This is a genomic window from Arthrobacter sp. U41 (assembly GCF_001750145.1).
Classification (GTDB): domain Bacteria; phylum Actinomycetota; class Actinomycetes; order Actinomycetales; family Micrococcaceae; genus Arthrobacter.
This window is the reverse complement of the sequence record NZ_CP015732.1, coordinates 917,025-943,391: the sequence shown is the minus strand read 5'-3', so window position 1 is coordinate 943,391 and position 26,367 is coordinate 917,025. Positions and strand designations below refer to the sequence as shown.

Annotated in this window: 24 protein-coding genes, 1 pseudogene and 2 riboswitches; of the genes and pseudogenes, 16 read left to right on the top strand and 9 right to left on the bottom strand. The window is 68.2% G+C overall.

Going from position 1 to position 26,367, the window contains the following annotated elements; genetic code table 11:
- Window positions 1-118: 118 nt before the first annotated feature.
- The 6 genes from ASPU41_RS04460 to mnhG are packed head-to-tail and all read left to right on the top strand — an operon-like array spanning window position 119 to window position 6,607.
- Complete coding sequence (locus ASPU41_RS04460) at window positions 119-3,166, top strand: Na+/H+ antiporter subunit A (protein WP_069949908.1); 3,048 nt, start codon at window positions 119-121, stop codon at window positions 3,164-3,166.
- Window positions 3,163-3,741, top strand: a complete 579-nt coding sequence (locus tag ASPU41_RS04455) for a Na(+)/H(+) antiporter subunit C (RefSeq protein ID WP_069949907.1) — start codon at window positions 3,163-3,165, stop codon at window positions 3,739-3,741. The genes ASPU41_RS04460 and ASPU41_RS04455 overlap by 4 nt, the downstream gene beginning before the upstream one ends.
- A complete protein-coding gene (locus tag ASPU41_RS04450; protein ID WP_069949906.1) occupies window positions 3,738-5,384 on the top strand; it encodes a Na+/H+ antiporter subunit D in 1,647 nt (548 codons plus the stop codon). The genes ASPU41_RS04455 and ASPU41_RS04450 overlap by 4 nt, the downstream gene beginning before the upstream one ends.
- The gene (locus tag ASPU41_RS04445) at window positions 5,381-5,926 is read left to right on the top strand and encodes a Na+/H+ antiporter subunit E (RefSeq protein ID WP_069949905.1); all 546 of its coding nucleotides are present in this window, start codon (window positions 5,381-5,383) and stop codon (window positions 5,924-5,926) included. The genes ASPU41_RS04450 and ASPU41_RS04445 overlap by 4 nt, the downstream gene beginning before the upstream one ends.
- A complete protein-coding gene (locus ASPU41_RS04440; protein WP_069949904.1) occupies window positions 5,923-6,201 on the top strand; it encodes a monovalent cation/H+ antiporter complex subunit F in 279 nt (92 codons plus the stop codon). The genes ASPU41_RS04445 and ASPU41_RS04440 overlap by 4 nt, the downstream gene beginning before the upstream one ends.
- Window positions 6,191-6,607, top strand: a complete 417-nt coding sequence (gene mnhG, locus ASPU41_RS04435) for a monovalent cation/H(+) antiporter subunit G (protein ID WP_069949903.1) — start codon at window positions 6,191-6,193, stop codon at window positions 6,605-6,607. The genes ASPU41_RS04440 and mnhG overlap by 11 nt, the downstream gene beginning before the upstream one ends.
- A 3-nt stretch (window positions 6,608-6,610) precedes the next feature.
- On the opposite strand, the gene ASPU41_RS04430 is transcribed toward mnhG, so the two are convergent.
- Window positions 6,611-6,874, bottom strand: coding sequence for a DUF4235 domain-containing protein (locus ASPU41_RS04430; protein ID WP_069949902.1), 264 nt, complete (start codon window positions 6,872-6,874; stop codon window positions 6,611-6,613).
- A gap of 129 nt (window positions 6,875-7,003) precedes the next feature.
- Window positions 7,004-7,549, bottom strand: a complete 546-nt coding sequence (locus ASPU41_RS04425; RefSeq protein ID WP_083266358.1) for a heme-degrading domain-containing protein — start codon at window positions 7,547-7,549, stop codon at window positions 7,004-7,006.
- A 181-nt stretch (window positions 7,550-7,730) separates the two neighbouring features.
- A riboswitch (TPP riboswitch) is annotated at window positions 7,731-7,874 on the top strand.
- A 66-nt stretch (window positions 7,875-7,940) separates the two neighbouring features.
- Between ASPU41_RS04425 and ASPU41_RS04420 the strand changes: the two genes are divergently transcribed.
- From ASPU41_RS04420 to ASPU41_RS04400, 5 genes are all read left to right on the top strand, one after another.
- The gene (locus tag ASPU41_RS04420) at window positions 7,941-8,573 is read left to right on the top strand and encodes an ECF transporter S component (RefSeq protein WP_069949901.1); all 633 of its coding nucleotides are present in this window, start codon (window positions 7,941-7,943) and stop codon (window positions 8,571-8,573) included.
- Window positions 8,573-10,204: an ABC transporter ATP-binding protein gene (locus tag ASPU41_RS04415; RefSeq protein WP_069949900.1), complete on the top strand. Its 1,632-nt coding sequence runs from the start codon at window positions 8,573-8,575 to the stop codon at window positions 10,202-10,204. The genes ASPU41_RS04420 and ASPU41_RS04415 overlap by 1 nt, the downstream gene beginning before the upstream one ends.
- Complete coding sequence (locus ASPU41_RS04410) at window positions 10,201-11,004, top strand: energy-coupling factor transporter transmembrane component T family protein (RefSeq protein WP_069949899.1); 804 nt, start codon at window positions 10,201-10,203, stop codon at window positions 11,002-11,004. The genes ASPU41_RS04415 and ASPU41_RS04410 overlap by 4 nt, the downstream gene beginning before the upstream one ends.
- Before the next feature lie 96 nt (window positions 11,005-11,100).
- On the top strand, window positions 11,101-12,624 hold the full coding sequence (locus tag ASPU41_RS04405; protein WP_069952474.1) for a UDP-N-acetylglucosamine 1-carboxyvinyltransferase: 1,524 nt from the start codon (window positions 11,101-11,103) through the stop codon (window positions 12,622-12,624).
- Window positions 12,625-12,790: 166 nt separating this feature from the next.
- Window positions 12,791-13,975: a glutamate--cysteine ligase 2 gene (locus ASPU41_RS04400; protein ID WP_069949898.1), complete on the top strand. Its 1,185-nt coding sequence runs from the start codon at window positions 12,791-12,793 to the stop codon at window positions 13,973-13,975.
- Window positions 13,976-14,006: 31 nt separating this feature from the next.
- Here the strand turns inward: ASPU41_RS04400 and ASPU41_RS04395 are convergent, their stop codons facing one another.
- From ASPU41_RS04395 to ASPU41_RS04380, 4 genes are all read right to left on the bottom strand, one after another.
- Window positions 14,007-15,215 carry an O-succinylhomoserine sulfhydrylase gene (locus ASPU41_RS04395; RefSeq protein WP_069949897.1) on the bottom strand — a complete coding sequence of 403 codons (1,209 nt, stop codon included), beginning with the start codon at window positions 15,213-15,215 and terminating at the stop codon, window positions 14,007-14,009.
- Complete coding sequence (locus ASPU41_RS04390) at window positions 15,216-15,635, bottom strand: rhodanese-like domain-containing protein (protein WP_069949896.1); 420 nt, start codon at window positions 15,633-15,635, stop codon at window positions 15,216-15,218. It abuts the gene before it with no gap.
- The gene (locus ASPU41_RS04385) at window positions 15,632-15,940 is read right to left on the bottom strand and encodes a DUF1737 domain-containing protein (RefSeq protein WP_069949895.1); all 309 of its coding nucleotides are present in this window, start codon (window positions 15,938-15,940) and stop codon (window positions 15,632-15,634) included. Before ASPU41_RS04385 ends, ASPU41_RS04390 begins: the two co-directional genes overlap by 4 nt.
- A 13-nt stretch (window positions 15,941-15,953) precedes the next feature.
- Window positions 15,954-16,068, bottom strand: a riboswitch (SAM riboswitch).
- Window positions 16,069-16,247: 179 nt separating this feature from the next.
- Window positions 16,248-17,207 carry an aminodeoxychorismate lyase gene (locus ASPU41_RS04380; protein ID WP_069949894.1) on the bottom strand — a complete coding sequence of 320 codons (960 nt, stop codon included), beginning with the start codon at window positions 17,205-17,207 and terminating at the stop codon, window positions 16,248-16,250.
- A 93-nt stretch (window positions 17,208-17,300) separates the two neighbouring features.
- Between ASPU41_RS04380 and cls the strand changes: the two genes are divergently transcribed.
- Entirely contained in the window at window positions 17,301-18,776 is a 1,476-nt protein-coding gene (gene cls / locus ASPU41_RS04375; RefSeq protein WP_197515758.1) for a cardiolipin synthase, read from the top strand.
- Between the two features lie 46 nt (window positions 18,777-18,822).
- Here cls and ASPU41_RS04370 read toward each other — a convergent pair whose 3' ends face one another.
- On the bottom strand, window positions 18,823-20,868 hold the full coding sequence (locus ASPU41_RS04370; protein WP_069949893.1) for a chorismate-binding protein: 2,046 nt from the start codon (window positions 20,866-20,868) through the stop codon (window positions 18,823-18,825).
- Complete coding sequence (locus tag ASPU41_RS04365) at window positions 20,865-21,434, bottom strand: low molecular weight protein-tyrosine-phosphatase (protein WP_069949892.1); 570 nt, start codon at window positions 21,432-21,434, stop codon at window positions 20,865-20,867. Before ASPU41_RS04365 ends, ASPU41_RS04370 begins: the two co-directional genes overlap by 4 nt.
- A 248-nt stretch (window positions 21,435-21,682) precedes the next feature.
- Here ASPU41_RS04365 and ASPU41_RS04360 point away from each other — a divergent pair, with 248 nt between their 5' ends.
- Window positions 21,683-22,507 (top strand): S1C family serine protease, encoded by an 825-nt coding sequence (locus ASPU41_RS04360; protein ID WP_069949891.1) that lies wholly within the window; start codon window positions 21,683-21,685, stop codon window positions 22,505-22,507.
- A 25-nt stretch (window positions 22,508-22,532) separates the two neighbouring features.
- Here ASPU41_RS04360 and ASPU41_RS04355 read toward each other — a convergent pair whose 3' ends face one another.
- Window positions 22,533-23,027 (bottom strand): MarR family winged helix-turn-helix transcriptional regulator, encoded by a 495-nt coding sequence (locus ASPU41_RS04355; RefSeq protein WP_069949890.1) that lies wholly within the window; start codon window positions 23,025-23,027, stop codon window positions 22,533-22,535.
- A gap of 203 nt (window positions 23,028-23,230) precedes the next feature.
- Between ASPU41_RS04355 and ASPU41_RS04350 the strand changes: the two genes are divergently transcribed.
- The 3 genes and pseudogenes from ASPU41_RS04350 to ASPU41_RS04340 all read left to right on the top strand — a co-directional run bounded on the left by ASPU41_RS04350 (window position 23,231) and on the right by ASPU41_RS04340 (window position 26,324).
- Window positions 23,231-24,166: an SDR family NAD(P)-dependent oxidoreductase gene (locus tag ASPU41_RS04350; protein ID WP_069949889.1), complete on the top strand. Its 936-nt coding sequence runs from the start codon at window positions 23,231-23,233 to the stop codon at window positions 24,164-24,166.
- 1 nt (window position 24,167) lies between these two features.
- Window positions 24,168-25,061, top strand: a complete 894-nt coding sequence (locus tag ASPU41_RS04345) for an amidohydrolase family protein (protein ID WP_069949888.1) — start codon at window positions 24,168-24,170, stop codon at window positions 25,059-25,061.
- A gap of 1 nt (window position 25,062) precedes the next feature.
- Window positions 25,063-26,324, top strand: a pseudogene (locus ASPU41_RS04340) (acyl-CoA dehydrogenase family protein).
- Window positions 26,325-26,367 lie beyond the last annotated feature (43 nt).

The window sequence follows — 26,367 nt, the reverse complement described above, 5'->3', positions numbered from 1 at the left end:
GACGCATGCTGCGAAAAGAATTTGTCCACGCTTGGTAAACTGTCCGGACTGAACCTAACTAATGCCCCGCCTGCTCCAACTTTTTGACAATCGAATTCCTGACGTTGCGGAGACACCAGTGATCACAGTCCTTGCCGTGCACTTTGCGGTGGCTGCTGTGGCGCCATTTCTCTTCCGGAAGTTCGGCCGGAATTCGTTTTACGCCCTCGCCGCGGTGCCCGCGGGCTCGTTCGCCTGGCTGATGCTGCAGCATGGAGCCGTGTATTCCGGCGCCGGCTCGGTCCAGGGCGGCGGAAGCGCCAACACCGGAACGGCCGAAGTCCTGCCCTGGATCCCCGAGCTGAAGATTGAGCTCGCCTTCCGGATGGACGCCCTGGTCTGGGTGATGTCCCTGCTCGTCCTCGGCGTGGGCGCGCTGGTCCTCGTCTACTGCGCCCGGTACTTCAAGGACAAGGATGAATACCTCGGCGGGTTTGGCGCCCAGCTGCTCGCCTTCGCCGGGGCCATGTTCGGCCTGGTGACGGCCGATGACCTGCTCCTGATGTTCATCTTCTGGGAGCTGACCACGGTCCTGTCCTACCTGCTGATCGGCTACGCCCGGACCAGGCTCTCAGCACGACGTTCCGCGTTGCAGGCCCTCGTGGTGACCACCGCCGGCGGACTGACGATGCTGGTGGGCCTGATCGTCCTGGGCTTCAACGCCGGAACGTACCGGATCTCCACCATCCTGGAACTGGCACCAACCCTCGTCACCGGGCCCGCCGCCGGAGCCGTGGCCGCCGCCGTCGTTCTCATCCTGGTCGGTGCGATCACCAAATCGGCGCTCGTCCCCTTCCACTTCTGTCTCCCCGGCGCCATGGCGGCCCCCACCCCGGTGAGCGCCTACCTGCACGCGGCGGCCATGGTCAAGGCAGGCATCTACCTCGTGGCGCGGCTGGCGCCCGGGTTCGCGGAAACCCCCTACTGGCTGCCGGTGGTGCTCGGTTTTGGCCTGGCCACCATGCTGGTCGGCGGCTACCGGGCGCTGAGGCAGACGGACATCAAGCTCATCCTGGCCTACGGCACGGTCAGCCAGCTCGGCTTCCTGACCATGGTCGTGGGCCTCGGTAAACCCGATGCGGCGCTGGCCGGCCTCGCCCTGCTCCTGGCGCACGGACTCTTCAAGGCCACCCTCTTCCTGGTGGTGGGCATCATTGACCATCAGGCCGGAACCCGTGACATCCGCAAACTATCCGGCGTCTACCGTTCTTCCCGCGCCCTCGCGATCGTGGCCGCGATCGGGGCCGCCTCGATGGCCGGCATCCCGCCGCTGGCCGGCTTCGTGGCGAAGGAATCGGTGTTCGAAGCGTTCGTCCACTACAGCACCGACGCCTCGGCCGGCCCGTGGGGGCTGGCGATCCTGGCGGGCCTGGTCCTGGGATCCATCCTGGCCTTCGCCTACAGTGCACGGTTCATGTGGGGCGCCTTTGCCGTGAAGCCCGGCGTCGAGAGTACCCCGTTCAAACCGATCAAGCCAGCATTTCTGGCCGCCCCTGCCATCCTGAGCCTGCTGACCATTGTCTACGGGCTGTGGCCGGCATCGGTGGACGGCTGGATCCAGCCGTACGCGGCGCTGTTCGTGCCCGACGGCGAGGACCCGGCGGCCGCCGCCGGGCACCTGGCGCTGTGGCATGGCGTGACCCCCGCCCTGGGGCTGACCGCCATCACCTTCGCGCTCGGCCTGTCCATGTTCTACGGCCGCAACGCCGTCGCCCGGCTCCAGGGCCTGGTCCCGGCCTGGCTCGACGGCGACCGCAGCTATCAGCTGGCGATCGGCGCCCTCGACGACGCCGCCGTCTGGATCACCGGCCGGACCCAGCGGGGTTCGCTGTACTTCTACCTGTCCGTCATCCTGACCGTGGCGTTCGCCCTGCCGCTGACCGCGCTGCTGCTGGCCAACAAGCCGCTGCCCGGAGACCTCTACTTCATCGACCCCAACGCCCCGCTGCAGCTCGTGGTGGGAGCCGGGATCGTGATCAGCGCGCTGGCCGCCGTACGGGCCAACAAGCGCTTTTTGGCCGTCCTGATGGTGTCCGTCTCCGGCTACGGCATCGCGTTGATGTTCGCGCTGCAGGGAGCGCCGGACCTGGCGCTGACCCAGATGCTGGTGGAAACCATCATCCTGGTGGCCTTTGTCCTCGCCATGCGCAGCCTCCCCGCGCAGCTGCGCGACCGCACCGGGGGCAAATACCGCGTGGTCCGGGTGATCATCGGCGCCGCGTTCGGCATCACCATGGTCTTCGCCGCCATCTACGCCCTGGGCGCCCGGGTGGCGGCGCCCGTCTCGCTCGAGTACCCGAAACTGGCCTACGAGGGTGGCGGGGGCCTGAACATCGTCAACGTCACCCTGGTGGATATCCGCGCCTGGGACACCTTCGGGGAAATTGCGGTGCTGGCGCTGGCCGCCACCGGGGTCGCGAGCCTCATTTTCGTCCGGGGCCGGGGGGACCGGATCAGTACTTCCGCCACGGTGGAGGAAGGCTCTGTCGGGCGCCGGCAGCCGAGCCGCAGCGCCGGCCGGGGCAAAACCCGCGACGACGCCGCGCTGGCCATGAGCCGCCGCTTTGCCGCCTCCGGCCGCGATGCGTGGCTCGTGGCCGGGCGGACCCTGGCCCCGGAACGCCGCTCAATCATCTTCGAGGTCGTCACGCGGCTCATCTTCCACTCCATGATCGTCTTCTCGGTCTACCTCCTGCTGGCCGGCCATAACCTTCCCGGCGGAGGCTTCGCCGGCGGCCTCACCGCCGGACTGGCCCTCACGATCCGCTACCTGGCCGGCGGCCGTTTCGAGTTGCGCGAAGCCACCCCGGTCAGCGCCGGGGCCCTGCTGGGCATCGGCCTGGCCACCGCGGCGGCCTCCGGTGTGGCGCCCCTGCTGCTGGGCGGCCAGGTCTTCCAGACCGCCATTCTCGAGTTCTGGCTGCCGGTCTTTGGCGACGTTAAGTTCGTCACCTCCACCATCTTCGACATCGGCGTCTACATCGTCGTCGTTGGCCTGGTGCTGGATGTGCTGCGCAGCCTGGGGGCCGAGATCGACGAGCACTTCGAGGAAGACCCGGCAGGACCGTCCGACGAGCAGGAGGCCGGCGCAACAGCGGCCGAAACCACCGCCAAGGGGAGAGTATGAGCGTCAATCTGACCCTGCTGACGGTGATGGGTGCACTGTATGCCTGCGGCATCTACCTGCTCCTGGAACGCAGCCTCACCCGCGTCCTCCTGGGCCTGATGATGCTCGCCAACGCCACCAACCTGCTGATCCTCACCACGGGCGGCTATGCGGGTCTGGCGCCGCTGTACGGCAAGGACACCAACCCCGCGGAGTACAACGACCCGCTGCCGCAGGCCCTGATCCTCACTTCGATCGTGATCTCCTTCGCCGTCACCGCGTTTATGCTCGGCATCATCTACCGCACCTGGGTGCTGGCCCGCCAGGACGAAATCCAGGATGACGCTGAAGACCGCCGCGTCGCCAAGACCCCCAGCTTCGACGCCGAGGACGACTCCGTGATTCCGGTGGAGACCTCAGAATTCCCGCTGACCATGATCGGCACGGACGGCCAATCGGTCTCCGATGTTCCTTCCGGGGCCGAAGCCACCGTCAAGGTCGCCGACCGCACCCTCGATGCCGGTGTGGCCGCCTCGGAGGAACAGCCCGGATCCCGGAACGTCGCGCCCCCCAGCCAGGAAGGAGGCGGACAGTGAACATTGCCAGTTTCGCCCCGCTCGCCGTCATCCTTCCCCTGCTCGGCGCCGCCCTGACCTTCCTGCTGATCCGGAATCCCCGGGCACAGCGGACCGTCAGCATCGTGCTGCTCTCCGTGACCCTGCTGCTGGAGTGCTGGCTGCTGGCCTCCGTCTGGGAGGGTGGCACCGCCGCGGTGAACATCGGCGGTTGGCTCCCGCCGTGGGGCATCGTCATGGTGGTGGACCAGTTTTCCTCGCTGATGCTCGTGGTGTCATCCTCCGTGAGCCTCGCCGTGCTGGTCTACGCCACCGGGCAGGGCATGGCCGACGGCGACCGGGACGCGCCGGTCTCAATCTTCCACCCCACTTACCTGATCCTGGTGGCGGGCGTGTCCAACGCTTTCCTCTCCGGGGACCTCTTCAACCTGTATGTGGGCTTCGAGATCCTGCTGACCGCCAGCTATGTGCTGATGACCCTCGGCGGCACGGGCCCGCGGATCCGGGCCGGAGTGACCTACCTGGTGGTCTCGGTCGTGTCCTCCGTGCTGTTCCTGATCGCGATCGCGATGATCTACGGGGCCACGGGAACCATCAACATGGCAGACCTCGCCATCAAGCTCGCGGACCTGGACCAGGGCACGCAGAACCTGCTGCACGTGATGCTGCTCGTGGCGTTCGGGATCAAGGCCGCCGTGTTCCCGCTGTCGTTCTGGCTGCCTGACTCCTACCCGACGGCGCCGGCGCCGGTCACGGCGGTGTTCGCCGGCCTGCTGACCAAGGTGGGCGTGTACGCCATGGTCCGGACCGAAACACTGCTGTTCCCGGGAGACACGTTCAACGGCCCGCTGATGGTCGCCGCCCTGCTGACCATGCTGGTGGGCATCCTTGGCGCCCTGGCCCAGAGCGACATCAAACGACTCCTGTCCTTCACACTGGTCAGCCACATCGGGTACATGGTCTTTGGCCTGGCGATGTCCTCGGTGGCCGGCCTGGGCGCCGCCGTTTTCTACGTCGCCCACCACATCACGATCCAGACCAGCCTGTTCCTGGTGACCGGCCTGATTGAGCGCCGCGGCGGCAGTTCCTCGATGGACCGTGTCGCCGGACTGGCAAAGCTGTCCCCGCTGCTGGCGGTGCTGTTCTTCGTCCCGGCCATGAACCTGGCCGGCATCCCGCCGTTCTCCGGTTTCCTGGGCAAAGTCGGCCTGATGCAGGCCGGCATCCAGCTCGGAACTCCGCTGGCCCTTGCGCTGGTGATCGGCGGTGTACTGACCAGCCTGCTGACCCTGCTGGCCATCGCCAGGGTCTGGAACCGTGCCTTCTGGCGCAAGCCCGAGGACGCCGAACACCCCGATCCCGTGCTGCTGGCGGATCCCGCGGATTCGGCCACCGGCGACCGGGCCGGAAAGACGAACGTCACGCTGCTGCCGCGAACCATGGTGGGCTCCACCCTGGGCCTGGTCATCCTCGGCGTCGGGCTGACGCTCTTCGCCGGTCCGCTGTTCAAGGTGGCGGACCAGTCCGCCGTCGACATGCTGGACCGGACCTCGTACATTCACGCGGTCCTCGGGGAGGACGCGCCGGTTCCCGCGATCTCCCGGCCGGAGCCGGACCCGGCCCCCGCCGGCGTTCCGCCGGCCAGCGGACAGGAGCGCAAATGAACCGGAAACGGATATCGCTGCGCCAGGAACTCCCGCTCCTGGTCTGGCTCGTGATTGTCTGGGGCGCGCTGTGGCAGGACTTCAGCCCGGGGAACCTGCTCTTCGGCGCACTGGTCGCAGTCGTCGTGGCCCGGCTGTTCTACCTGCCGCCGGTGGAGCTCGGCGGGCGCTTCAACGTGCTTCGCGCGGTCCCGTTCGCCCTGCTTTTCATCGCCAAGGTGGTGACGGCAAGCTTTCAGGTGCTGTTCCTTGCCGTGGCCAAGGGCCCCAAGGTGATCAGCGCCGTCGTGGCCGTCCCGCTGCGGAGCCACTCCGACCTGCTGGTCACTGCCACGGGGCACGTGACCGCGCTGATCCCGGGGTCACTCGTGGTGGAGGTGGACCGTTCCACGTCCACGCTGTATATCCACGGCATCAACGTCCGCAACGCGGAAGATGCCGCGCAGCTGCGCCGAAGCGTCCGCAATACGGAGGCGGGGCTGATCCGGATCATGGGCACCCAGGCCGAACTGTCGGCTCGCAACCAGGAGGTGGGCTCATGATGCAGCTTGTCCTGACCGTGACCACGGTGGTGCTGACCCTGGCCGCCGGAGGAGCGATCATCCGGATCGCGCGGGGCCCGTCACTGCTGGACCGGGTGCTCGCCGCCGATGTGCTGCTGGCGATCGTGGGGGCGGCCCTGTGCATCGACATGGCCGTGAACCGTCACCTGAACAACCTCATGCTGCTGGTGGCGGTGTCCCTGATCGGGTTCGTCGGCTCCGTCACGGTGGCCCGCTTCGTTGCCGACCGGCGGGAGCAGCCCCGTGAATCCTGAAACCTTCTCCGGCGACACCGTGATCGACGCCGTCTCCGCGGTCCTTATGGTGCTCGGCGCGCTGATGTCCCTCGCCGCGGCGGTGGGGCTGCTCCGATTCCCGGACCTCATGACCCGGATGCATGCGGCCACCAAGCCGCAGGTGCTGGGGCTGTTCCTGCTGCTCTTCGCGCTGGGACTTCAAATGCGCACCTGGTGGGTCTGGCCGGTGCTGGTGGTCGCCTGGATCTTCCAGCTGCTCACCGTGCCGGTGTCGGCCCACATGGTGGGCCGGGCCGGGTACCGCACCAAGCACCTGCACCCGGAGCTGCTCAGCACGGACGAGCTGGAGGCCGTGGTGCAGCAGGCGGCGGGCACACGCGGTTTCACCGAGGACGACGGCGACGCGGTCACCGACGGGCGGTGAGTGCTAGACGAGGTCCTGGGACTTGGCGAAACGGGTGATCGCGCGCTGGGTCCCGCGGTTCGCGAGGACCTGGATGATGGCGCTGACGGATGCCGAGATCAGCGCGAACGTCAGGGCAGAGCGCAGCGTGGTGGGCACATCGTCGTCGTGGCCCTTGGGCGGCTTGTTGCCCGTGGATTTCTCCCAGACGGTGTCAACGAGCTTGGTGCCGACAAAGCCGGCGAGCAGGCTGATGCCGGTGCCGAGCAGTTTGATGAAGATGTTCATTCTTCGGACTCCTAGCGGGAGGAAACAGGGCTTCCCCTAGCCTAGCGGTCCTTGCCCGGCGGTCCAGCCAGGGCAAAGGAGCTGATGCCGCGGGGTCCCGCATGGCTGGGGTGCGGCAGCGGCGGCAGGCTAGCCTGAGGTCCCGGCGCGGCCGAGGATCTCGGACAGGGCTTCGACCACCAGCTCATGGTCGGCCTTCTGCGGCAACCCCGACACCGTGACGGTGGCGACCATCCCGGTCCCGCGCACGTAGACGGGGAAGGCGCCGCCGTGGGCGGCAAACTCTGCCTGGTCGAACCATGCGTTGTCCTCGATCCTCGTCCCGGCGGCCCGGGCCCGGAGACCGACCAGCAGCGACGGGACCTCGTAGCGGACGGCCGTGCGCTGCTTGGCCCTGACCCAGCGTTCGTTGTCCGGCGTGGCGCCCTCCAGCGCCGCGTGGAAGAGCACCTGCTCACCCTTGGTGATGTCGATGGCGATCGGATGGGAGCGTTGCCTGCCGAGTTCAACCAGGAGGAGGCCCAGGTCCAGGGCATCGTCCTTGCCGAAAGACCGGAACTGCAGCTCGTCGATTTCGGCCAGGATGCGTCCGATGAGCGCCCCCAGGGATCCGTGCGGCTGCTCGTCCTCGGAGTCCGGGTCATAGTCGGGGGAAGTCGCTGGTGCGTTGGTCAAGTGTTTCAGCTTCCGTTAGGTAGCCGCCGGCGGTGGCGGCATCCGGGGGTTCCCATGCCTTGCCGACTCTACCAAGCAGAGGCTTCCGGGTCACCGGCACCGGAGGCCGCGGATTGTGACGGTAACCTAAGAAAGCAGCGCCCGGTGGGTGTAAACTGGGCCACGCCCACAAGGGCGATATTAAATACGACAGGGGAGCGCCGCCGTCGGGCATCACCGGGGAAATCCGGGGAAACCACAGGTGGGCGCTGAGAGTGCGGACAGCCGCAGACCCTCGAACCTGATCCGGTTAGTACCGGCGCAAGGGAGTCGAGTTCTCAGAGTGCCCGGAGCGGCGGCGGAAGCCGCGGACCCCGGCGCACTCTCCCCTCCTGTTCCTCAGGAGGACGACATGACTGATACATCTGCCCAGCAGACGCTCACCCGACGCGGCTACAACTGGCGTGTGGTGGACATTGTGGTGGCCGCGTTGATCGCGGTCGCCGGCGGCGTGATCTTCTGGGCCTGGTCCCAGGGCGCCAACCTCATTTCCGCCCCCGTCAACGCGTTCTACCCGCCGCTGACCGGGCTCTACGCCGGCGGCTGGATGATCCCGGCGGTGCTGGGAATGCTCATCATCCGCAAGCCGGGAGCCGCGCTGTTCTGCGAAACCGTGGCCGCCACCGGCGAGCTGATCATGGGCTCGCAATACGGCACCACGGTGCTCATTTCCGGCCTGCTGCAGGGCCTTGGCGCCGAGCTGGTGTTCGCCGCATTCGTGTACAAGAAGTTCAACCTGCCGGTGTCGGTGCTGGCCGGTGCCGGTGCGGGCCTGTTCTGCGGGCTGAACGATGCGTTTATGCCTTGGGGCTGGAACATCGCGTATGCCGGCGGCGACAAGCTCGCCTACATCATCTTCACGGCCGTTTCCGGCGCGGTGATCGCCGGCAGCCTGTCCTGGCTCGCTACCCGGGGCCTGGCCAGGACGGGCGTACTGAGTTCCTTTGCCTCCCGCAGGGCGGCCACGGAGCCCGTTTTCTCCTGATGTCCGCCTACAGCACGTCCGCCTGCAGCGGGGGCCGCCCGGCCACGGTCACCGCGCGGGGCTGGGGCTGGCGGCACGCCGGCCGGCTCCGGCCCGCCATCAGCGGCCTGGACCTGGACATCGGGCCCGGGGAGCGGGTGCTGCTGCTGGGACCTTCCGGTGCCGGCAAGTCCACGCTGCTCCATGCCCTGGCCGGGGTGCTGGGCGACAGCTCCGCCGGTGACGCTGACCGTGCCGGTGCACCGGTGGACGCCGAGGACGCCGACGAGACCGGCCGCCTGCTGGTCGACGGGGCCCCGCCCCGGGCCCGGCGCGGCCGGGCCGGGCTGGTCCAGCAGGATCCGGAGACCCAGGTGGTGCTCTCGCGCCTGGGCGACGATGTCGCCTTCGGCGCCGAAAACCTGTCCGTGCCCCCGGCGGAGATCTGGCCGCGGGTAGCGGAGGCGCTGGACGACGTCGGGCTGGGCCGGCTGCCGCTGGACCACCCAACGTCGGCGCTTTCCGGCGGGCAGAAGCAGCGCCTGGCGCTCGCCGGCATCCTGGCGATGCGCCCGGGGTTGATCCTGCTCGATGAACCCACCGCCAATCTGGACCCCGCGGGTGTCCTGGAAGTCCGCGACGCCGTCGGCCGCTGCCTGGACAAGACCGGGGCCACCCTGGTGGTGGTGGAGCACAGGGTTTCCGTCTGGAAGGACCTGGTGGACCGGATCGTGGTGCTGCAGCCCGGATCGGCGACGGACTCCGCCGTGCTGATCGACGGGCCGCCGGACCGGGTCCTGGCCGAGGCACGGGACATGCTCACCGCAGCCGGCGTCTGGGTCCCCGGCTACGTGCCGCCGACCCGGGCCCGCGCCGCGGGGGCCGGGGGCGGGCCCGGCGCCACCCCCGGTGCCGGGCCCGCGGGCCAGCTGCTGCTCGCCGCGGAGGATCTGGCCGTGTCGCGCGAACGTCCGCGGCGGGCCGGTCTCCGCGGCGGCTTCCGGCCGATCCCGCCGGAGCCCGTGCAGTCCGGCATCATCGCCCAGGTCCGCGCCGGCGAAGCCCTTACCATCACGGGCCCCAACGGCTCGGGGAAGTCCACCTTCGCCCTGACCCTCGCCGGCCTGCTCCCGCCGGTGTCCGGCACGGTCTCCGCCACCCTGGAGCTCAGTGCCGGCGCGGGGATCGATCCGTACAAGTGGAAGGCGCAGCAGCTGATCGCCAGGATAGGCACCGTGTTCCAGGAACCCGAGCACCAGTTCGTCACCGGGCGTGTGCTGGATGAGCTGATGTTCGGCCCCCGGCACCTGGGCCGCGGCGAGGATCGGGTGGACGAACTGCTGGAGCGGCTTCGCCTGACCGGGCTGGTGGACGCCAATCCCTACACTCTCTCCGGCGGCGAAAAGCGGCGCCTGTCCGTGGCCACCGTGCTCGCCGCCCATCCCCAGGTGCTGATCCTGGACGAACCGACCTTCGGCCAGGACGCCAACACCTGGGCCGAACTCGCGTCCTTCCTCTCCGAACTCCTCGACGACGGCGCCGCCGTCGTGTCCGTGACGCACGATGCCGAATTCAGCGAGGTCCTCGGCGGCACCGAGCTGAGCCTCCGCGCCCCGGAGCGCCAGGAACCGGGGAAGGTCGCGGCGCCATGAGGCAGGAACTGACCTTGCGCGGCAACCATGCCCTGCTGACCCGGGCCAACCCGCTGGCGAAGTTCGCCGCCGTTATGCTCATCACGATGGTCCTGGCGCTGTCCATTGACTGGGTGTCCGCCTCGGTGGCGCTCGCCTTCGAACTGGCGCTCCTGCCGCTGGCCGGACTGACCCTGGTGTTGCTCTGGCAGCGCGGCTGGCCGTTGATCCTGGCCGCGACGCTGGGCGGGTGGAGTACCACGATCCTCGCACCCGACAGCGGGAGCATCCTGCTGGACGCCCGGATCTGGTCCATCAGCGAGGGTTCCCTCGAACTCGGGCTGGGCTTTATGGTCCGCGGCCTGGCCATCGCGCTGCCGGCCGTGCTGCTGATGAGCTGCACCGACCCCACGGACCTGGCGGACGCCCTGGCGCAGAAGGCGAAACTCCCGCACCGCTTCGTCCTCGGGACGCTGGCCGCGATGCGGCTCGTGGGACTGATGGCCGAGGAATGGCAGACGATCGGGATGGCACGGCGCGCCCGAGGCGTGGGCTCGCACGGGAACCCGCTGCAACGGCTTCGCGCCACCCTGGGGCAGAGCTTTGGGCTGCTGGTGCAGGCCGTCCGGCGAGCCTCCCGGCTCGCGGTCACCATGGAGGCCCGGGGCTTCGGCGGCGCACAACGCACCTGGGCCCGGAAATCCTCCTACAGCGGCCTGGACGCCTGGGTGTTCCTGGGCGGGCTGCTGATTGCCGGCGCCGCCGTGGCTTCCGCTCTGGCCGCAGGGACCTGGAACATGGTCTTCCTCGCACGGCAGTAGCCTCCTTTATCGCACGGCGCGGGTATTTCGGTGAGATACGCGGCACCGGGTCTGGAATTCCGGGCGCTAGTACGTCATGCGTGATATTTTTTGGGTATGACTCAAGAGACCGCTGAACATGTTGGCGCCCTGCTCCGCGAGGCCCGCGGCCAGAAGGGCTGGACCCAGGGGCAGCTCGCTGCCGAGCTGGGCACCAGCCAGAGCGCCATCGCCCGGATGGAACAGGGCAAGCAGAACCTCAGCCTGAAAATGATCCAGCGGCTTGAATCCATTTTCGGCCGGAGCATCGTTAAGGTGGGGCGGCCGGCCATGACGCACCTCCGGGTGGAGGGCGGCCGCACCCTGTCCGGCTCCGTCGACGTCAACAGCAGCAAGAACGCCGGGGTCGCCCTGCTGTGCGCCAGCCTGATCAACCGCGGCACCACGACCCTGCGCAGGCTGGCCCGGATCGAAGAGGTCAACCGGATCGTCGAGGTGCTGACCAGCATCGGCGTCGAGTGCACCTGGCTCAACGCCACCGATCTGCAGATCCGCCGGCCCGCCGCCCTGGACCTCGACTCGATGGACGTTGAGGCCGCCCGCCGGACCCGCAGTGTCATCATGCTGCTGGGCCCGCTCCTGGACGAAGCCGGTGAATACCGGTTGCCCTACGCGGGCGGCTGCGACCTTGGCACCCGCACCGTGCAGCCGCACATGCAGGCGCTGCGCCAGTTCGGCCTCAGCGTCGACGCCAATTCCGGTTTCTACGCCGTGCAGGCGCCTCCGGCGGACGGGCGCGACCGCTCCTTTGTGCTCAGCGAACGCGGCGACACCGTCACCGAAAACGCCATCATGGCCGCCGCCCACCGCAGCGGCACCACGACCATCCGCAATGCCAGCCCCAACTACATGGTGCAGGACCTGTGCTTCTACCTGCAGATGCTCGGCGTCGAGATCCAGGGTGTGGGCACCACGACGCTGAAGATCACCGGCCGGCCCTCGGTCGACGCCGACATCGAGTACTTCCCCTCCGAAGACCCGATCGAGGCGATGAGCCTGATCACCGCCGGGATCGTCACGAACTCGGAAGTCACCATCCGCCGCGTCCCGATCGAGTTCATGGAAATCGAGCTCGCGACGCTGGAACAGATGGGCCAGCGGCTCGAAGTGTCCGGCGAGTACCTGGCCCGCAACGGGCGCACCCGGCTGGTGGACGTCACCACCAAGCCCTCGGAGCTGCGCGCCCCGGAAGACAAGATCCACCCCATGCCCTTTCCCGGGCTGAACATCGACAACCTGCCGTTCTTCGCGGTGATCGCCGCGAATGCCCACGGCCAGACGATGATCCACGACTGGGTCTACGACAACCGCGCGATCTACCTGACCGAGCTGAACAAACTCGGCGCCCAGGTGCAGCTGCTGGACCCGCACCGGATCTACGTCAACGGGCCCACCAGGTGGCGCGCGGCCGAAGTCGGCTGCCCGCCGGCACTCCGCCCCGCGGCCTGCCTGCTGCTGGCGATGCTCGCGGCCCGGGGCGTCTCCGAACTGCGCAACATCTACGTGATCGAACGCGGCTACGAGGATCTGGCCGAGCGGCTCAACACTATCGGCGCGAAGATCGAGTATTTCCAAGACTGAATCCGCTGAATCCGCTGAATCCGCTGAATCGGCTGAATCGGCTGAATCCGCTGGGCACGTCTCAGGCAACGCGGGGTCAGATAGCGCCCATCCGGGGGCTCTGCGTGGGCGCTATCTGACCCCGCGTTGTTGAGCTTTTCGGCGGAACCTGACGCACAATAGATTCATGCGGACCTTCGGCGTGGAGGAAGAACTGCTCATTGTGGATCCCGAGACCGGGATGCTGCTTGCCCTCGCCGATGTCATGATCCCCAGCCTGGTCCCGTCCGGGCAGGCCGCCGATCCGGCCGACCCGGCCTGGCAGCAGGTCCATGAGGACTCCGACTTCAGCTTCGAGCTCAAGCTCGAACAGATTGAAACCCAGACGCGGCCGTGCCTGGACTACACCGAACTGCTCCGCCAGCTCCGGCAGGGCCGGGCCCTCGCCGACCGCGCCGCCCGGGTGCATGGCGGCCGGGTCGCCGCCCTCGCCACCTCGCCGCACGGCTCCGCCACGCACCTGACGCCGAAGCAGCGCTATGTGACCATGCAGCGGCGCTTCGGGCTCACGGTCCGGAACCAGCTGACCTGCGGGCTCCACGTCCACACGTTCGTGGAGTCCCCGGAGGAGGGCGTGGCGGTGATGGACCGGATCCGGGACAAGCTCGCCGTGCTGATCGCCCTCAGCGCGAACTCCCCCTACTGGAACGGCGCGGAGACAGGGTTCGAAAGCTACCGTACGCAGGCGTGGAACCGCTGGCCTGGCTCGGGTCCGACGATGATCTTCGGCAGCCTTCCGGTGTACCGGAGGGTAGTGACCCGGCTGGTGGAAAGCGGCGTCCTGATGGACGAGGGGATGATCTATTTCGACTCGCGGCTGTGCCGGCATCATCCCACCGTGGAGGTGCGGGTCGCCGATGTCTGCCTGCGGGCCGAGGACGCGGCGGTGATCGCCGTGCTGGTGCGGGCGCTGGTGGAGTCGGCGTCCCGGGAATGGAACGACGGCATCGATCCCGCCCCGGTGCCGACGCTGCTGCTGCGGATGGCAGCCTGGCAGGCCAGCAACTGCGGGCTGCGCGGGCAGCTGCTGGACTTCGGAACCTTTACCCCAGCCCCGGCCGCGGACGTGGTCCAGGCGCTGGTGGACTTCCTGGCCCCCGTGCTGGAGGAACAGGGTGAGCTGGACCTGGTGCGTGAGGGCGTCGGCCGGATCCTGGCGGAGGGCACCGGTTCGCAGCTGCAACGGGCACCGTTCCGGTCCGGCGGGCTGGCCGCCGTCGTCGAACACGCCGTCGAAGTGACCATGCGGGGAGCCGCCATCGGGGACCCTGCCGACGAGGGCTCGTCCCTGGGCCGGGTCCGCCGGGGCTGACCTCCCAGCCGGCGTACCGGACCGGCCCTAGCTAGACCTGCTTGAGCGCCTGGCCGAGGTCGCGGATCAGGTCCTCGACGTCCTCAAGGCCCACGGAGAGGCGCACCACGCCGTCACTGAGCCCGATCGCCGCGCGCCCCTCGGGCCCCATGGCGCGGTGGGTCGTGGTCGCGGGGTGGGTGACGAGGGACTTCGAATCGCCCAGGTTGTTGGAGATGTCGATGATCCGCAGCGCATCCAGCAGCGCGAAGGCCGCTTCCTTCGCCGAACGCCCGGCCGACGGGGAGAGCTCGAAGGTCAGCACCGTGCCGCCGGCCTTCATCTGCCGCGCGGCCAGTTCGAACTGCGGATGGGACGGCAGCAGCGGGTACTTGACCCAGCTGACAGCGGGCTGCTCCTCAAGCCATCCGGCCAGCCGCAGCGCGGAGGCGGAGGAATGGTTCACCCGCAGGGCCATCGTCTCCAGCCCCTTGGTCAGCACCCACGCGTTGAAGGCCGAGAGCGCCGGGCCGGTGTGGCGCATCAGCTGCTTGACCGGGCCCCCGATGAACTCCTTCGTGCCCAGGATCGCGCCGCCAAGCACCCGGCCCTGGCCGTCGATGTGCTTCGTCCCGGAATACACGATCACATCCGCACCGAAGTCCCCGCAGCGCTGCAGCAGGGGAGTGGCAAAGACATTGTCGACGACGACCGTCGCCCCGGCGGCGTGCGCCAGTTCGCTCACGGCCGCGATGTCCACGATTTCCTGCATCGGGTTCGACGGCGACTCGAAGAAGACCGCCGTCGTGGGTTCCGAGAGCGCCGACCGCCACTGCTCCAGGTCCGGGCCGTCCACGAAGACCGTCTCCACACCCCAGCGGGGAAGGATTTCGTTGAGGATCACGAAGCAGGAGCCGAACAGTGAACGGGCCGCGACCACACGGTCGCCGGCGGCCAGCAGGGCGCCGAGGGCGGTGAAGACCGCGGACATCCCCGAGGCGGTGGCGAAACATGCCTCGGTGCCTTCGAGCAGCCGGAGCCGTTCCTGGAAGGTGGCCACCGAGGGGTTGCCGTAGCGGGAGTACACGAAGCGCTCGTCCTCGCCGGTGAACGCCCGCTCCGCGGCGGCCGCGGATTCGTAGACGAAGCCGGAGTTCAGGAAGATCGGCTCGGACGTTTCCTGGAAAGCGGTGCGGTCGAGTCCGCCGCGGACAGCCTGGGTGTCGGCGCTCCAGCCGGCGGCGTCAGGGTTGAAGCTCACTTAGTGCTTTCCGGACTGGGTGGGAAGGCCGCGGTTCTTCCAGCCGTTGACAGTGCGCTCGCCGTCGCGGTCCGGTTCGCCTTCGAAACCTTCGAGGACGTTATAGGAGGTGTAGCCGGCCTCCGTCGCGGCGACCGCAGCGGCGATGGAACGGGCACCCGAACGGCACAGGAACACCAGCTCGTTGCCTTCGGCGCCGGCGGCCTGCTGTTTCAGCTGCGCAACGAACTGCGAATTGGGGATGCCTCCGGCAAGATTCCACTGGATGAAGAGCGGATCGTTCCGTTTCCCGCCTGCGGGGGCGGTGTCCGGGGTGCCGATGTGGGCCCATTCGCCCTCGGTGCGGACGTCCACCAGGATGGCGCCGTCCTCGAGCTTGGCCCAGGCCTGCTGCGGGGTGAGGTCCCCGGCGTAGCTCACGCGTGGCCCTCGCCGTCGAACTCAAGATCATCCACGGCGTTGGCGACGGCGGCGTCGGCGCTGGCGATTGCCGCCGGCAGCACGACGGCCTGGGCCACGATGACGCTGCCGCCGTTGAATGTGGCTGCCGGGCTGCCGTGCAGCACGTAGCCGTCGGCCAGGGCGGCCGAGACGCGCTCGCAGAAGGCGCGGTCATCGGGGCCGGTGAACAGGCGGTACGCCAGTTTCTCCTCGGCGGACCCGTGGAGTGCGGGGGACGGGGCTGGTGCTGTACCGGGGACAGCGGGGGCGGACGCGTCAGGCATGACGGATCTCCTTCTTTCACGCTTGCAGCTCGAATGGTCGATATGCCGAGTATTCACCTGAGGCACCCCGCCGCGAAAGGGAGGGTTGCCGACCGGCCAGTCAGGGCTTGGCGCCGGTTCTCATTACTCACCAAAAAACGTAACACCTCCGACGCCGGCCCGCAGACCCGCCGTCGTCATGTTAGGTAACGGGACCAACTGCAACGCGGGGTCACGTAGCGCCCATCCGGGGCCTCCGGACGGGCGCAAAGTGACCCCGCGTTGTGGTCGGCGTTGTGGTCGGCGTTGGGGTGGGTGCGGGGCGGGACTACTCGATGGTGGCGTAGAGCGCGTTCAGTTCCGCCGTGAGTTGCCGGCGCAGCTCCGGCGTGCCGATTTCCTTGCCGTCGATGTGGTTGACGGGCGCCAGCAGCCGGATGCTGGAGATCAGCCACACGGCGTCGGCGTCGTACAGGTCATGGGGTTCCAGCGGGCCGTAGCCCAGCTCCCAGCCGGCGGCCTTGGCCGCAGTGAACAGGGCTCCCTGCGAGGTGCCGGGGAGGATCCCGCTGTCGAGCTGGGGCGTGATGAGCCGGCGGACGGTGCGGACCCCGCCGGCCCCGTCGTCGGAGGTTTCCAGGTGCGCGAGCAGAACGGTCGACGTCGGACCCTCCAGGACCCGGCCGTCCGCGGAGGTGAAGATGACGTCGTCCGCGCCCTGGCGGTGCGCGTAGCGCAGGGCCGCCATGTTGACGGCGTAGGAGAGGGTCTTGGCGCCCATCAGCAGCCACGGGGCCCGTTCCCCGACATCGCTGTCATAGCCGCGGTCCAGCAGGATGACGTCGACGCCGGTCTCGCGCTGGCGTCTCCCGGTGGGGCCGGGGGCGGAGGCCTGGACCCAGCAGGTGGGCCCGGCCGCCCCCTCGACGCCGCGGGTCACGAGGAGCTTGACCACCAGTTCGTCGTCGTTGACGGCCGCGGCGCTGGGCGCATGCTGGCGCCGGTATTCGCTGATCGCCGTTGCGATGGCCCGGCGCCAGGCGCCCTCCGCGGGGATGTCGAGCTCCAGCAGCCGGGCGGACCCGGCCAGCCGGTCCAGGTGTGCCTGGAGCTTGCGGGGCTGGCCGCCCACTGCCAGCAGCGACTCGAAGACGCCGTCGCCGCGGGTGGCGCCCTGGTCCGTCGCCATCAGCTGCGGCTTGGTCGCATCGGCCAGCCGGCCGTCGTCGAAGGCGGGATCCAGGAAGACCAGCACCGGGACGGGGGCGGGAAGGGCAGGAGAAGTCATGGCTTCAGCTTAGTGCGGCAGGCCGCGGGATAGGATTTGAAGATTGCCCGTTCCGGAACTATTCCGCGGGTCTGGAACTTGAGGGGTTCGCCTGTGCTGTGGCCATTTTCCCTGGCGGAAACACTTCCGTCCTGGGTGATCCTGATTCTGACTGTGGTTGACCTCGCCATCCGGGTGCTGGCCCTCGGTATCATCCCCGGAAACCGCCGTCCCACCACGGCCATGGCCTGGCTGTTGATCATCTTCTTTGTTCCGGCCGTGGGCCTGGTCCTCTTCCTGCTCTTCGGCAATTTCCGGCTCTCCCGCAAGCGCCGGTCGCAGCAGGATGCGGTGAACGCCCGGGTGCGCGCCGGCGCCTCGGAACTGGCGATGCTGGAAAGCAGCTACGAGGGCCCGGAATGGGTGTCCTCCGCGGCGGAACTGAACAAGACCCTGGGCTCCCTTCCCATGGTGGACGGCAACCACGTGGAGCTCCTGCCCGGTTACCCGGACTCGATCAAGGCCATGGCGGCCGCCGTCCGTGAAGCTGAATCCTTCGTCAACGCGGAGTTCTACATCATGAGCTCGGACCACATCACGGACGATCTGCTGACCGCGATGGAGGAAGCCGCAGAGCGCGGCGTCGAAGTCCGCCTGCTGTTCGACCACCTGGGGACGCTGCGCATCAAGGGCTACCGCAGGCTCATTGCCCGGCTCAAGGCCAGCAAGATCCGCTGGCGGCCCATGTTGCCGCTGAACCCGCTGCAGGGGCAGTGGCGCCGGCCGGACCTGCGCAACCACCGCAAGATCATGGTGATCGACGGCGAGGTCGCCTTCACCGGTTCGCAGAACCTGATCGAGCCCTCCTACAACAACCCGCGTCACCGCAAAGTGGGCCGCGAATGGGTCGAGCTGATGGCGTGCCTGCGCGGGCCGATCGTCACCACGCTCAACGTCGTCTTCGCCACCGACTGGCTCAGCGAAACCGACGAGTCCCTGGAAGGCCAGCTCGCGCACCGGCCCGAACTGCACGCCGGCAACATCACGGCGCAGGTGGTGCCCAGCGGCCCCGGCTTCATCACCGAAAACAACCTGCGGCTCTTCAACACGCTGATCTACTCGGCGCAGCGCAAAATCTCGATCTGCAGCCCCTACTTCGTCCCGGATGATTCCCTGCTGTATGCGGTGACGACGGCGGCGCAGCGCGGCGTGGACGTCGAACTCTTCGTCTCGGAAAAGGGCGACCAGTTCCTGGTCCACCACGCCCAGCAGTCCTACTACGAGGCGCTGCTGGAGGCCGGGGTGCGGATCTACCTGTACCAGGCGCCGTTTGTGCTGCACGCCAAGCACTTCACCATTGACAACGACGTGGCCGTGCTGGGCTCCAGCAACATGGACATGCGCTCCTTCTCGCTGAACCTGGAAGTCTCGGTGATGCTCCTGGGCGAGGACATCGTGCGGCGCATCAGCGCTGTTGAGGATGCCTACCGGGCGATCTCGAAGGAACTGATCCTTGAGGACTGGATGAAGCGGCCGATGGGCGTCAAATACGTCGACAACGTGGCACGGCTGACGGCCACTCTGCAGTAGCCGCAGGCGCGCGGGTGTGCGCCTGCGGCGGCCCGCGCGGCCGGCGTCAGCCGGCGGGGAACTCCGCGCCGAGCGCCGACAGGACCCCGAAGGCCTTGGTCCGGATTTCCTCGTACTCCTCCTGCGGGGAGGAATCCGCTGTAATCGCGCCGCCAACGCCGAGGCTGAGTCCCGCGCGGCCGCCGGCCTGCTCGGTGCGGACGAGGGTCCGGATCGCGACGGCCAGGTCGGTCGCGCCATTGAGCGAGAAATAGCCGATCGCGCCGGAGTACACACCCCGGGGCGCGCCCTCCAGCCGGTCCAGGATGGCCATGGTGCTGACCTTCGGGGCGCCGGTCATGGACCCGGCAGGGAAACAGGCCGCGACGGCCTCGGCCCGGGGCATCCCGGGCCTGAGCCGGGCATCGATGGTGCTCACCATCTGGTGCACCGTGGCGTAGCTTTCGATCGCGCAGAGCCGGCTGACCGACACCGAGCCGGGCACGGCGAAGTGACTCAGGTCGTTGCGCAGCAGGTCCACGATCATGATGTTCTCGGCGCGGTCCTTCGGCGAGGATTCGAGCTCCTGCCGCAGCAGCGCGTCCCGGGCGGGATCGGCGTCCCGGTGCCGGGTGCCCTTGATCGGCTCGGCGCGCATCCCGCCGTCGGCCGCGATCCGCAGGAAACGCTCCGGCGAGGTGCTCGCCACGGTGAGCTCCCCGAACCGCAGGTAGCTGGCGAACGGGGCGGGATTCCGCCGGCGCAGTGCCAGGTAGGCCTCCCGCGGGTCCAGGGCGGCGGCGGGAAGCTCTGCGGTCAGTGCGGTGGTCAGGCAGACCTCGTAGGTGTTGCCCTCGGTGATCTCGTACTGGGCCTCGGTGATTTTGGACTTGTAGGAGACTTCCGAGTCCCGCGCGGCAAAGTCCAGGGGGGCGTGGCCGGGGGCGGATGGTTCGACGGCGCCGCCGCCCGCCCCGGGGTGTCCGGTTGATGCCTCGACGGCGGCGCGGGCCGTCTCCAGCCAGTCCCCGGCGTCCGCGCTGTCCAGGGCCAGCAGCCAGACCGCGCGCTCCACATGGTCCAGCACCACGGCCCGGCCGGCGAACAGCAGGCAGGCGTCCGGGGTTTCGGCCGTGACGTCGCTGCCGCCGGTCTCACGTTTGAGTTCGTAGCCGAGGTAGCCGAGCCAGCCCAGCGTGAACTCGCAGGGGTAGCCCTCGGGGCCGCGGAGGGCGCGGCGGCCCCAGACTCCGTCCAGCCAGCGGAAGAACGGCCCTTCGGTCCGGACCAGGGCGTTGCCTACGCTCACCTGGGTTTTGCCCGAACTGTGCCGGACCGACTGGCCGAACGGGCCGCCGTCGTCCGCCAGGATGCTGAAGCGGCTCCGTTCCGCCGCGTCGCCTTCCGGCGGCAGGGAGGAATCGAGCCAAACGGCGTTGGCCGAGTGGCCGAAGAGGGACTCGAACAGCCGGGCAGGGTCCGGCGCGGCCTCGATCCGTTCGGCGCGGAGCTCGAGGCCACGGCGGGCGGCCAGCTCCGGCAGCAGCACCGGGGACAGCGCCGGCAGGTACTGGAGTGCCTGCAGCACGTCCGCCGGAGCGGCGCCGTCGGCAAGGTTCAGCACCCTGACACCAGCCTGGGCGGGAACGTCGTCCCCGGCCAGCCACTCCTTCTCCTGGGCGGCCCACTGGTCCCAGTAGGGTTCGTAGCTGTCGCCGTCGCGGGCCAGGGCCCTGGTGCGCCGGTCCTGTTCGGGCGAATCGACCCAGATCACCGCGGAAAGGAAGGGGCGTGCGGCCTCCGCGGCGGCGCCCACGCCCTCCACAAGGACGATTTCGGCGGGCTGGGTGGTGCGGACGTCGCCGTCGTAGTGCGCCTTCCAGTCCCAGCTGACCCACTCGGCCGGCGCACCGCGGTGCAGCGGGGCCAGAACCGTTGAGACGTAGCGTTCGATGCCGGCGGCGAGTCCGTTCCAGCCGGGGTAGATGTCCTCAAGATGGAAGAGGGAAACCTTGTGGTGCTCGCGGAGCCGGGCCGCCAGTTCGATCGCCAGGGTGGTCTTGCCTGCTCCGGACCGTCCGTCGATGGCGATGATAACGGGTGCGGGGCTCATGAAATAGAGCGTACCCGCTGCCCTGCGTTGCCGGGCTGTTGTCCGTCCGGCCCTCGACGCTGGTCGAGTTCTACCCGGACGTGCGCCACGATCCCGGGAAGGGCAGCGCGGATCAGGGTCCAGGTGAGGTCGAAGTCCGCGTGGCCGCCGTACCAGGGGTCCTCGATGCCTTGGTCAAGGGGGTCCTTGCCGGCGACGGCCGGATCGAAGCTGCGCAGCATTCGAATCTTGGCCAGGGACGCGCGGTCAGGCGCCGCCTGCTGCAGCCAGCCGAAGTGGTCCACGTCCAGGGCCAGGATGAGTTCGCGGCTCTGGAACCACTCTGCCCGCCATTCGCGCGCCACGTGACGGTCCGAGGAGATGCTGTGGGCGGTGAGCTTGCGGGCGGCCCGCGGGTCGATCGGGTGGCCCACCTCATAGGCCGTGATTCCGGCGGAATCCACCACCGCCCCGGCCAGGCCGTCCGCGGCGAGGGCCTCCGCCAGCATCAGTTCGGCCATCGGCGACCGGCAGATGTTCCCGGTGCAGACCGCGATGATCCGGTACTGGCTCGACAGTGAGGTCATAGTGCAAGCATGAATCATGCCGGTCCTCTTGGCTAGTTTCCGGGCAGCGTGTATTACAAAGCTTGTCACGCTTGTATTTGGGTTTGTCATGTTGGGCGGGGCCTTTGCCCCTATCCGTCGGCCGCCGGTGGCCGGATCATATCCCTATGACGTTGGAAACCAACGTACCGCCTCCGGTTTCCGCGGCGAGGGTGGCGCCGCAGCCTGTGGATGGGGCACCGAACCCGCCGAAGCGGCCCCGCCGATACGTGCTCGGACTCCTCCCGCTGCTGGCCGTGCTCCTGGTTGCTGCGCTGACCGGTGCCGGGGCCGCGCTGGTCGTGGCGCGTGCCACCGGCTGGGGCACCGAAACCGTGATCAGGCAGTACTTGACCACCGGCGGCGCGATGTCGGATCACCCCATGGATATCCAGGCCCTGCTGGCGGCCTCGCTGCCCGCCGTGGTCTCTGTGCATGCCACGACCACCCAGTCCAACCCCTTCCTGGACCCTAGTGGCGGCGGACGTGTGATGGCGCAGGGGACCGGCATCGTGATTGGCAGCACGGGGGAGATCATTACGAACGCGCATCTGGTCACGGGCGTGGTCGGCGGGGCCTCGACCGTGACCGTGACGTTCCACGACGCGAGCCAACACGCAGCCGAGATCGTCGGCTCGGACTCAGAGAACGACCTGGCACTGTTGAAGGTCAAGGGCGTGAGGAACCTGCCCGTGCTGGAGCTGGGGGACTCGGGATCCGCGGCGCCCGGTGACGCCGTGATCGCCATTGGCTACGCCCTGGGCCTGGCCGGCGGTCCAAGTGTCACCACGGGAATCATCTCGGCCACCGGACGGACGTCCGTTGCGGCGACGGGCCTGGGCACCAGTTCCAGACTGACCGAGCTGCTCCAGACCGATGCGCCGATCAGCTCGGGTGACTCCGGCGGGCCCCTGATCGATAGCCGCGGCCACGTGATCGGCATCAACACCATGGTGGCGACGTCCACCGCGCAAGTCTCGGTGAACGGGATCAGCTTCGCCATCGCGGCGGACACGGTGAAGTCCCTGCTCCCGGGCCTTCGCGCGGGAGGCTGAGGGGCTCGCAAGCGAACCGCTGGAACTAACGGTCTGCGGGATTTCCTGACCAGACCGCCTTGTGGAGAATGGACCGCAAGGATGCCACCTCATCGCCGGTGAGCATGTCCAGCTGGCGCGCTTCCGCGGCCCGGGTTGCCTTCTGGGCGGCAGCGTGGAGTGTGCGGCCCGCCTTTGTGGCGGCCACCAGTTTCTGGCGCCGGTCCGAGATTCCCGGCCTTCTTTCGACCAGGCCGCGCTGTTCCAGTTCGTCGATGAGGGCCACGATCTGGCTGGGGTCAAGGCTGAGAAACTCGGCCAGTTCGCGCTGGGTGGGTCCCAGGTTGCCACAGGCCAGCGCCAGAACGGAGTAGGACCGCTCCTTCAGCCCGAACTCCGCAAGGGCGGCGTTGTTAAGTACGCTGCCGGCGGCGTGCAGCTTGGCCAGAAGGAAGCCGATATCCGTGCTGATGCTTGATTTCGCCAGTCGTGCTGAAGCCCCGCCGGAGCTTTCGGTGGCGTCATTTACCTGTTGTGTCATGGTGCCTTTCGGGCGGGTAGCCGGCCGGGTCGTTGAATTATTCAATGATCCCACGCGGGACGCGGCGACGCACATTGAATGCATAAATAAATGATTGACATTTTCAAGGATTTGGCCTCTAATTGAAAGCACTCAAGGGAGACGCGCATCACGCCGCAGGCTCCCGGGGATAGCCGCCGCAAGGCGCAGTGCGAAGGAGCAACATGAGCCTGTCAGGAAAAGTAGCAATCGTCACCGGAAGCGGCCGGGGCCTGGGTCTGGCCTACGCCCGGGAACTCGCCCGCCAGGGTGCCGCCGTCGTCATCAACGACGTCGATGCCGGGGTGGCCGCGGAAGCGGTCCGGACCATCGAGGCCGACGGCGGGAAGGCCACCGCCGTCGTCGCTCCCGTCGGTAGCACGGAGGTGGCCAAGCAGTTGGTGCAGGCCGCCGTTGCGGAGTTCGGCCGCCTCGACATCCTCGTCACCAATGCCGGCATCCTGCGGGACAAATCCCTGCTGAAGATGACGGATGAGGACTTCGACCTCGTGATTAATGTCCACCTGAAGGGCACCTTCACCTGCGTTCGGGAAGCGTTCGCCTACTTCAAGGAAAACGGCATCGCCGGCCGCATCATCACCATTGGCTCGCCCACAGGCCAGCGCGGTAACTTCGGCCAGACCAACTACGCCGCGGCCAAGGCCGGGATCGTCGGCATGGTCCGCACCTGGGCGCTGGAAATGAAGAAGGCCGGGGTGACTGCCAACGCTGTGATCCCGGTGGCCGCCACCGCCATGACCAAGACGGTCCCGTACTTCCAGAAGGCGGTCGAAGCGGACGAGCGCGGCGAGACCATGCCGGCCTTTTTCCGGCACGATCTGGGTTTCGGAACCGCTGACGACGTCGCGGGACTCATTGCCTTCCTCGCTTCCGACGAAGCTGCCGGCATCACCGGCCAGGCGATCGGCGCCGGCGGGGACCGCCTGCAGCTCTGGACCCACCCCGAGGCCTCGGTCACCGAGTACCGAGAGGGCGGCTGGGGCTACCAGGACCTGGTGGAGGACTTCGGCGCGCTCTTCGGCGACAAGCTGCAAAGCGTCGGCGAGGAATTCCTGCCGCTTCCGGAAGAGCTGAAGCCCGAACCGGCTGAGGCCCGCTGACATGGCCTCCCAGCGCTATGAACTCGGCATCGACGCCGCGAAGCTCGACGCGATCGACATGCACGTCCACCTCGAGGTGGACGGCCACGGCCACCAGTCCCTCCCGCCGGCCCTGACAGAGGCCTCGGCCAAATATTTCAAGGCCGAGGACCGGACCCCGTCGCTGGACCGGATCGCGGAGGTGTACCGCGGACTGAACATGGCCGCCGTCGTGTTCACCGTGGATGCCCGCACCCAGCTCAAGCACGAGCCCAACAGCATCCAGGAGCTCATCGCCGGTGCCGCCCGGAACAACGATGTGCTGATTCCCTTCGGCAGCGTGGATCCACGCACCGGCGCCGAGGCCATCCAGGGCGCCAAGCACCAGGCCATCGACCTGGGCGCCCGCGGGTTCAAATTCCATCCCAGCCTCCAGGGCTTCGACCCCTCCAGCGAACAGTTCTACCCGCTCTGGGACGCGCTGCAGGAACTCGGTCTCCCGGCCATTTTCCACACCGGACAAAACGGCATGGGCGCAGGGCTCCCGGGCGGCTACGGCATCAAGCTCGGCTACTCCAACCCGCTGCTGCTGGACGCCGTCGCGGCGGACTTCCCGGAGCTGCAGATCATCATGGCCCACCCCTCGGTGCCGTGGCAGGACGAGGCAAACTCCATTGCCACACACAAGTCCAACGTCTTCATCGATCTTTCCGGCTGGTCGCCCAAGTACTTCCCGGAATCTCTGGTGCGGATGTCCAACTCCGTGTTGCAGGACAAGGTGCTTTTCGGTACCGACTTCCCGCTGATCACCCCGCAGAAGTGGCTGGGGGCCTTCGCGGACCTGCCGCTCAAGGACGAGGTCCGGCCCAAGATCCTCAAACACAACGCCGTCCGCCTGCTCGGACTGGGAGGCTGAGATGTCGGTAGAGACGGGCCTGTCCGTAAAGGCTGTAAACCAAACCAGGCTGTACGGCGTCTGCGACTACTACGACGCCGAGTCCCTGTTGACGCCGAGTCCCTGTTGACGGCGGACGAGCGCCGCGTGCTGGGCAGGCTGCGGACCTTCCTCGACGAGAAGGCCCGGCCGCTGCTGGCGGATTATTGGGAACGCGGCGAATTCCCGGACCAGCTGGCACAGCCGCTGATCGACCTGGACCTGATGGAACCGGCAGAACTGACCGGCGCCCCGGGTGCAGAGCGAACACCGGCCCGGGGAATCTACCAGGGCTTCCGGATCTTCGAGCTCGCCCGCACCGACGCCTCGCTCGCCACGTTCTACACGGCCCAGGCCGGACTGTTCCGGACCGCGATCCGGGTCGGCGCCTCCGCGGAACAGCAGGACGAGTGGATGCCGAAGGTCATCGATTTCTCGCTGAAGGGCGTCTTCTCGCTGACAGAACCGGAGTCCGGCTCCGACATCGCCGGCGGGCTCACCACCACCGCCCGCCGTGTCCAGGGCGGCGACGGTGACGGCTGGGTCCTCGACGGCGCCAAACGCTGGATCGGCGGTGCCGCCACCGCGGATGTCCTGGCCGTATTTGCCCGTGATGTCTCCGACGGCCAGGTCAAGTCCTTCCTCGTCGAGCGGGAAGCCGCCGGTGTGACGCTGGAGAAGATCCACGGCAAGACCGCGTTACGGATGATGCAGAACGCCCACATCACCCTCGACGGCGTGCGGGTTCCCGAATCCATGCGTCTGCACAACGTGAACTCGTTCCGGGACGTCGCGGCGATGCTGTGCGCGATGCGCTCGGACGTCGCCTGGATCGCCACCGGCATCGCGGCCGGCGCGTTCGAGGCGGCCCTGCGCTATGTCACGGAGCGCCGGCAGTTCGGGCGCACGCTCGGATCCTTCCAGCTCGTCCAGGAGAAACTGGCCCGGATGCTTGGAAACGTCACCTCGGCGCTGTCCCTGGTGGTGCGGCTGACCGAACAGCAGTCCAAGGGCATCTACCGCGACCAGGACTCCGCCCTGGCCAAGATGCAGACGTCCCTGCTGATGCGCGAAACCGTCGCCCTGGCCCGCGAAGTGGTCGGCGGCAACGGCATCACGCTGGAAACGGATGTCGCACGCTTCCACGCCGACGCCGAGGCCGTCTATTCGTACGAAGGCACCCACGAGATCAACGCCCTCATCGTGGGCCGGGCGCTGACCGGTGAAAGCGCCTTCACCCGCTGACCACAGCACCTAACTCGACCATCACACCCCGCTCCGGCACCGC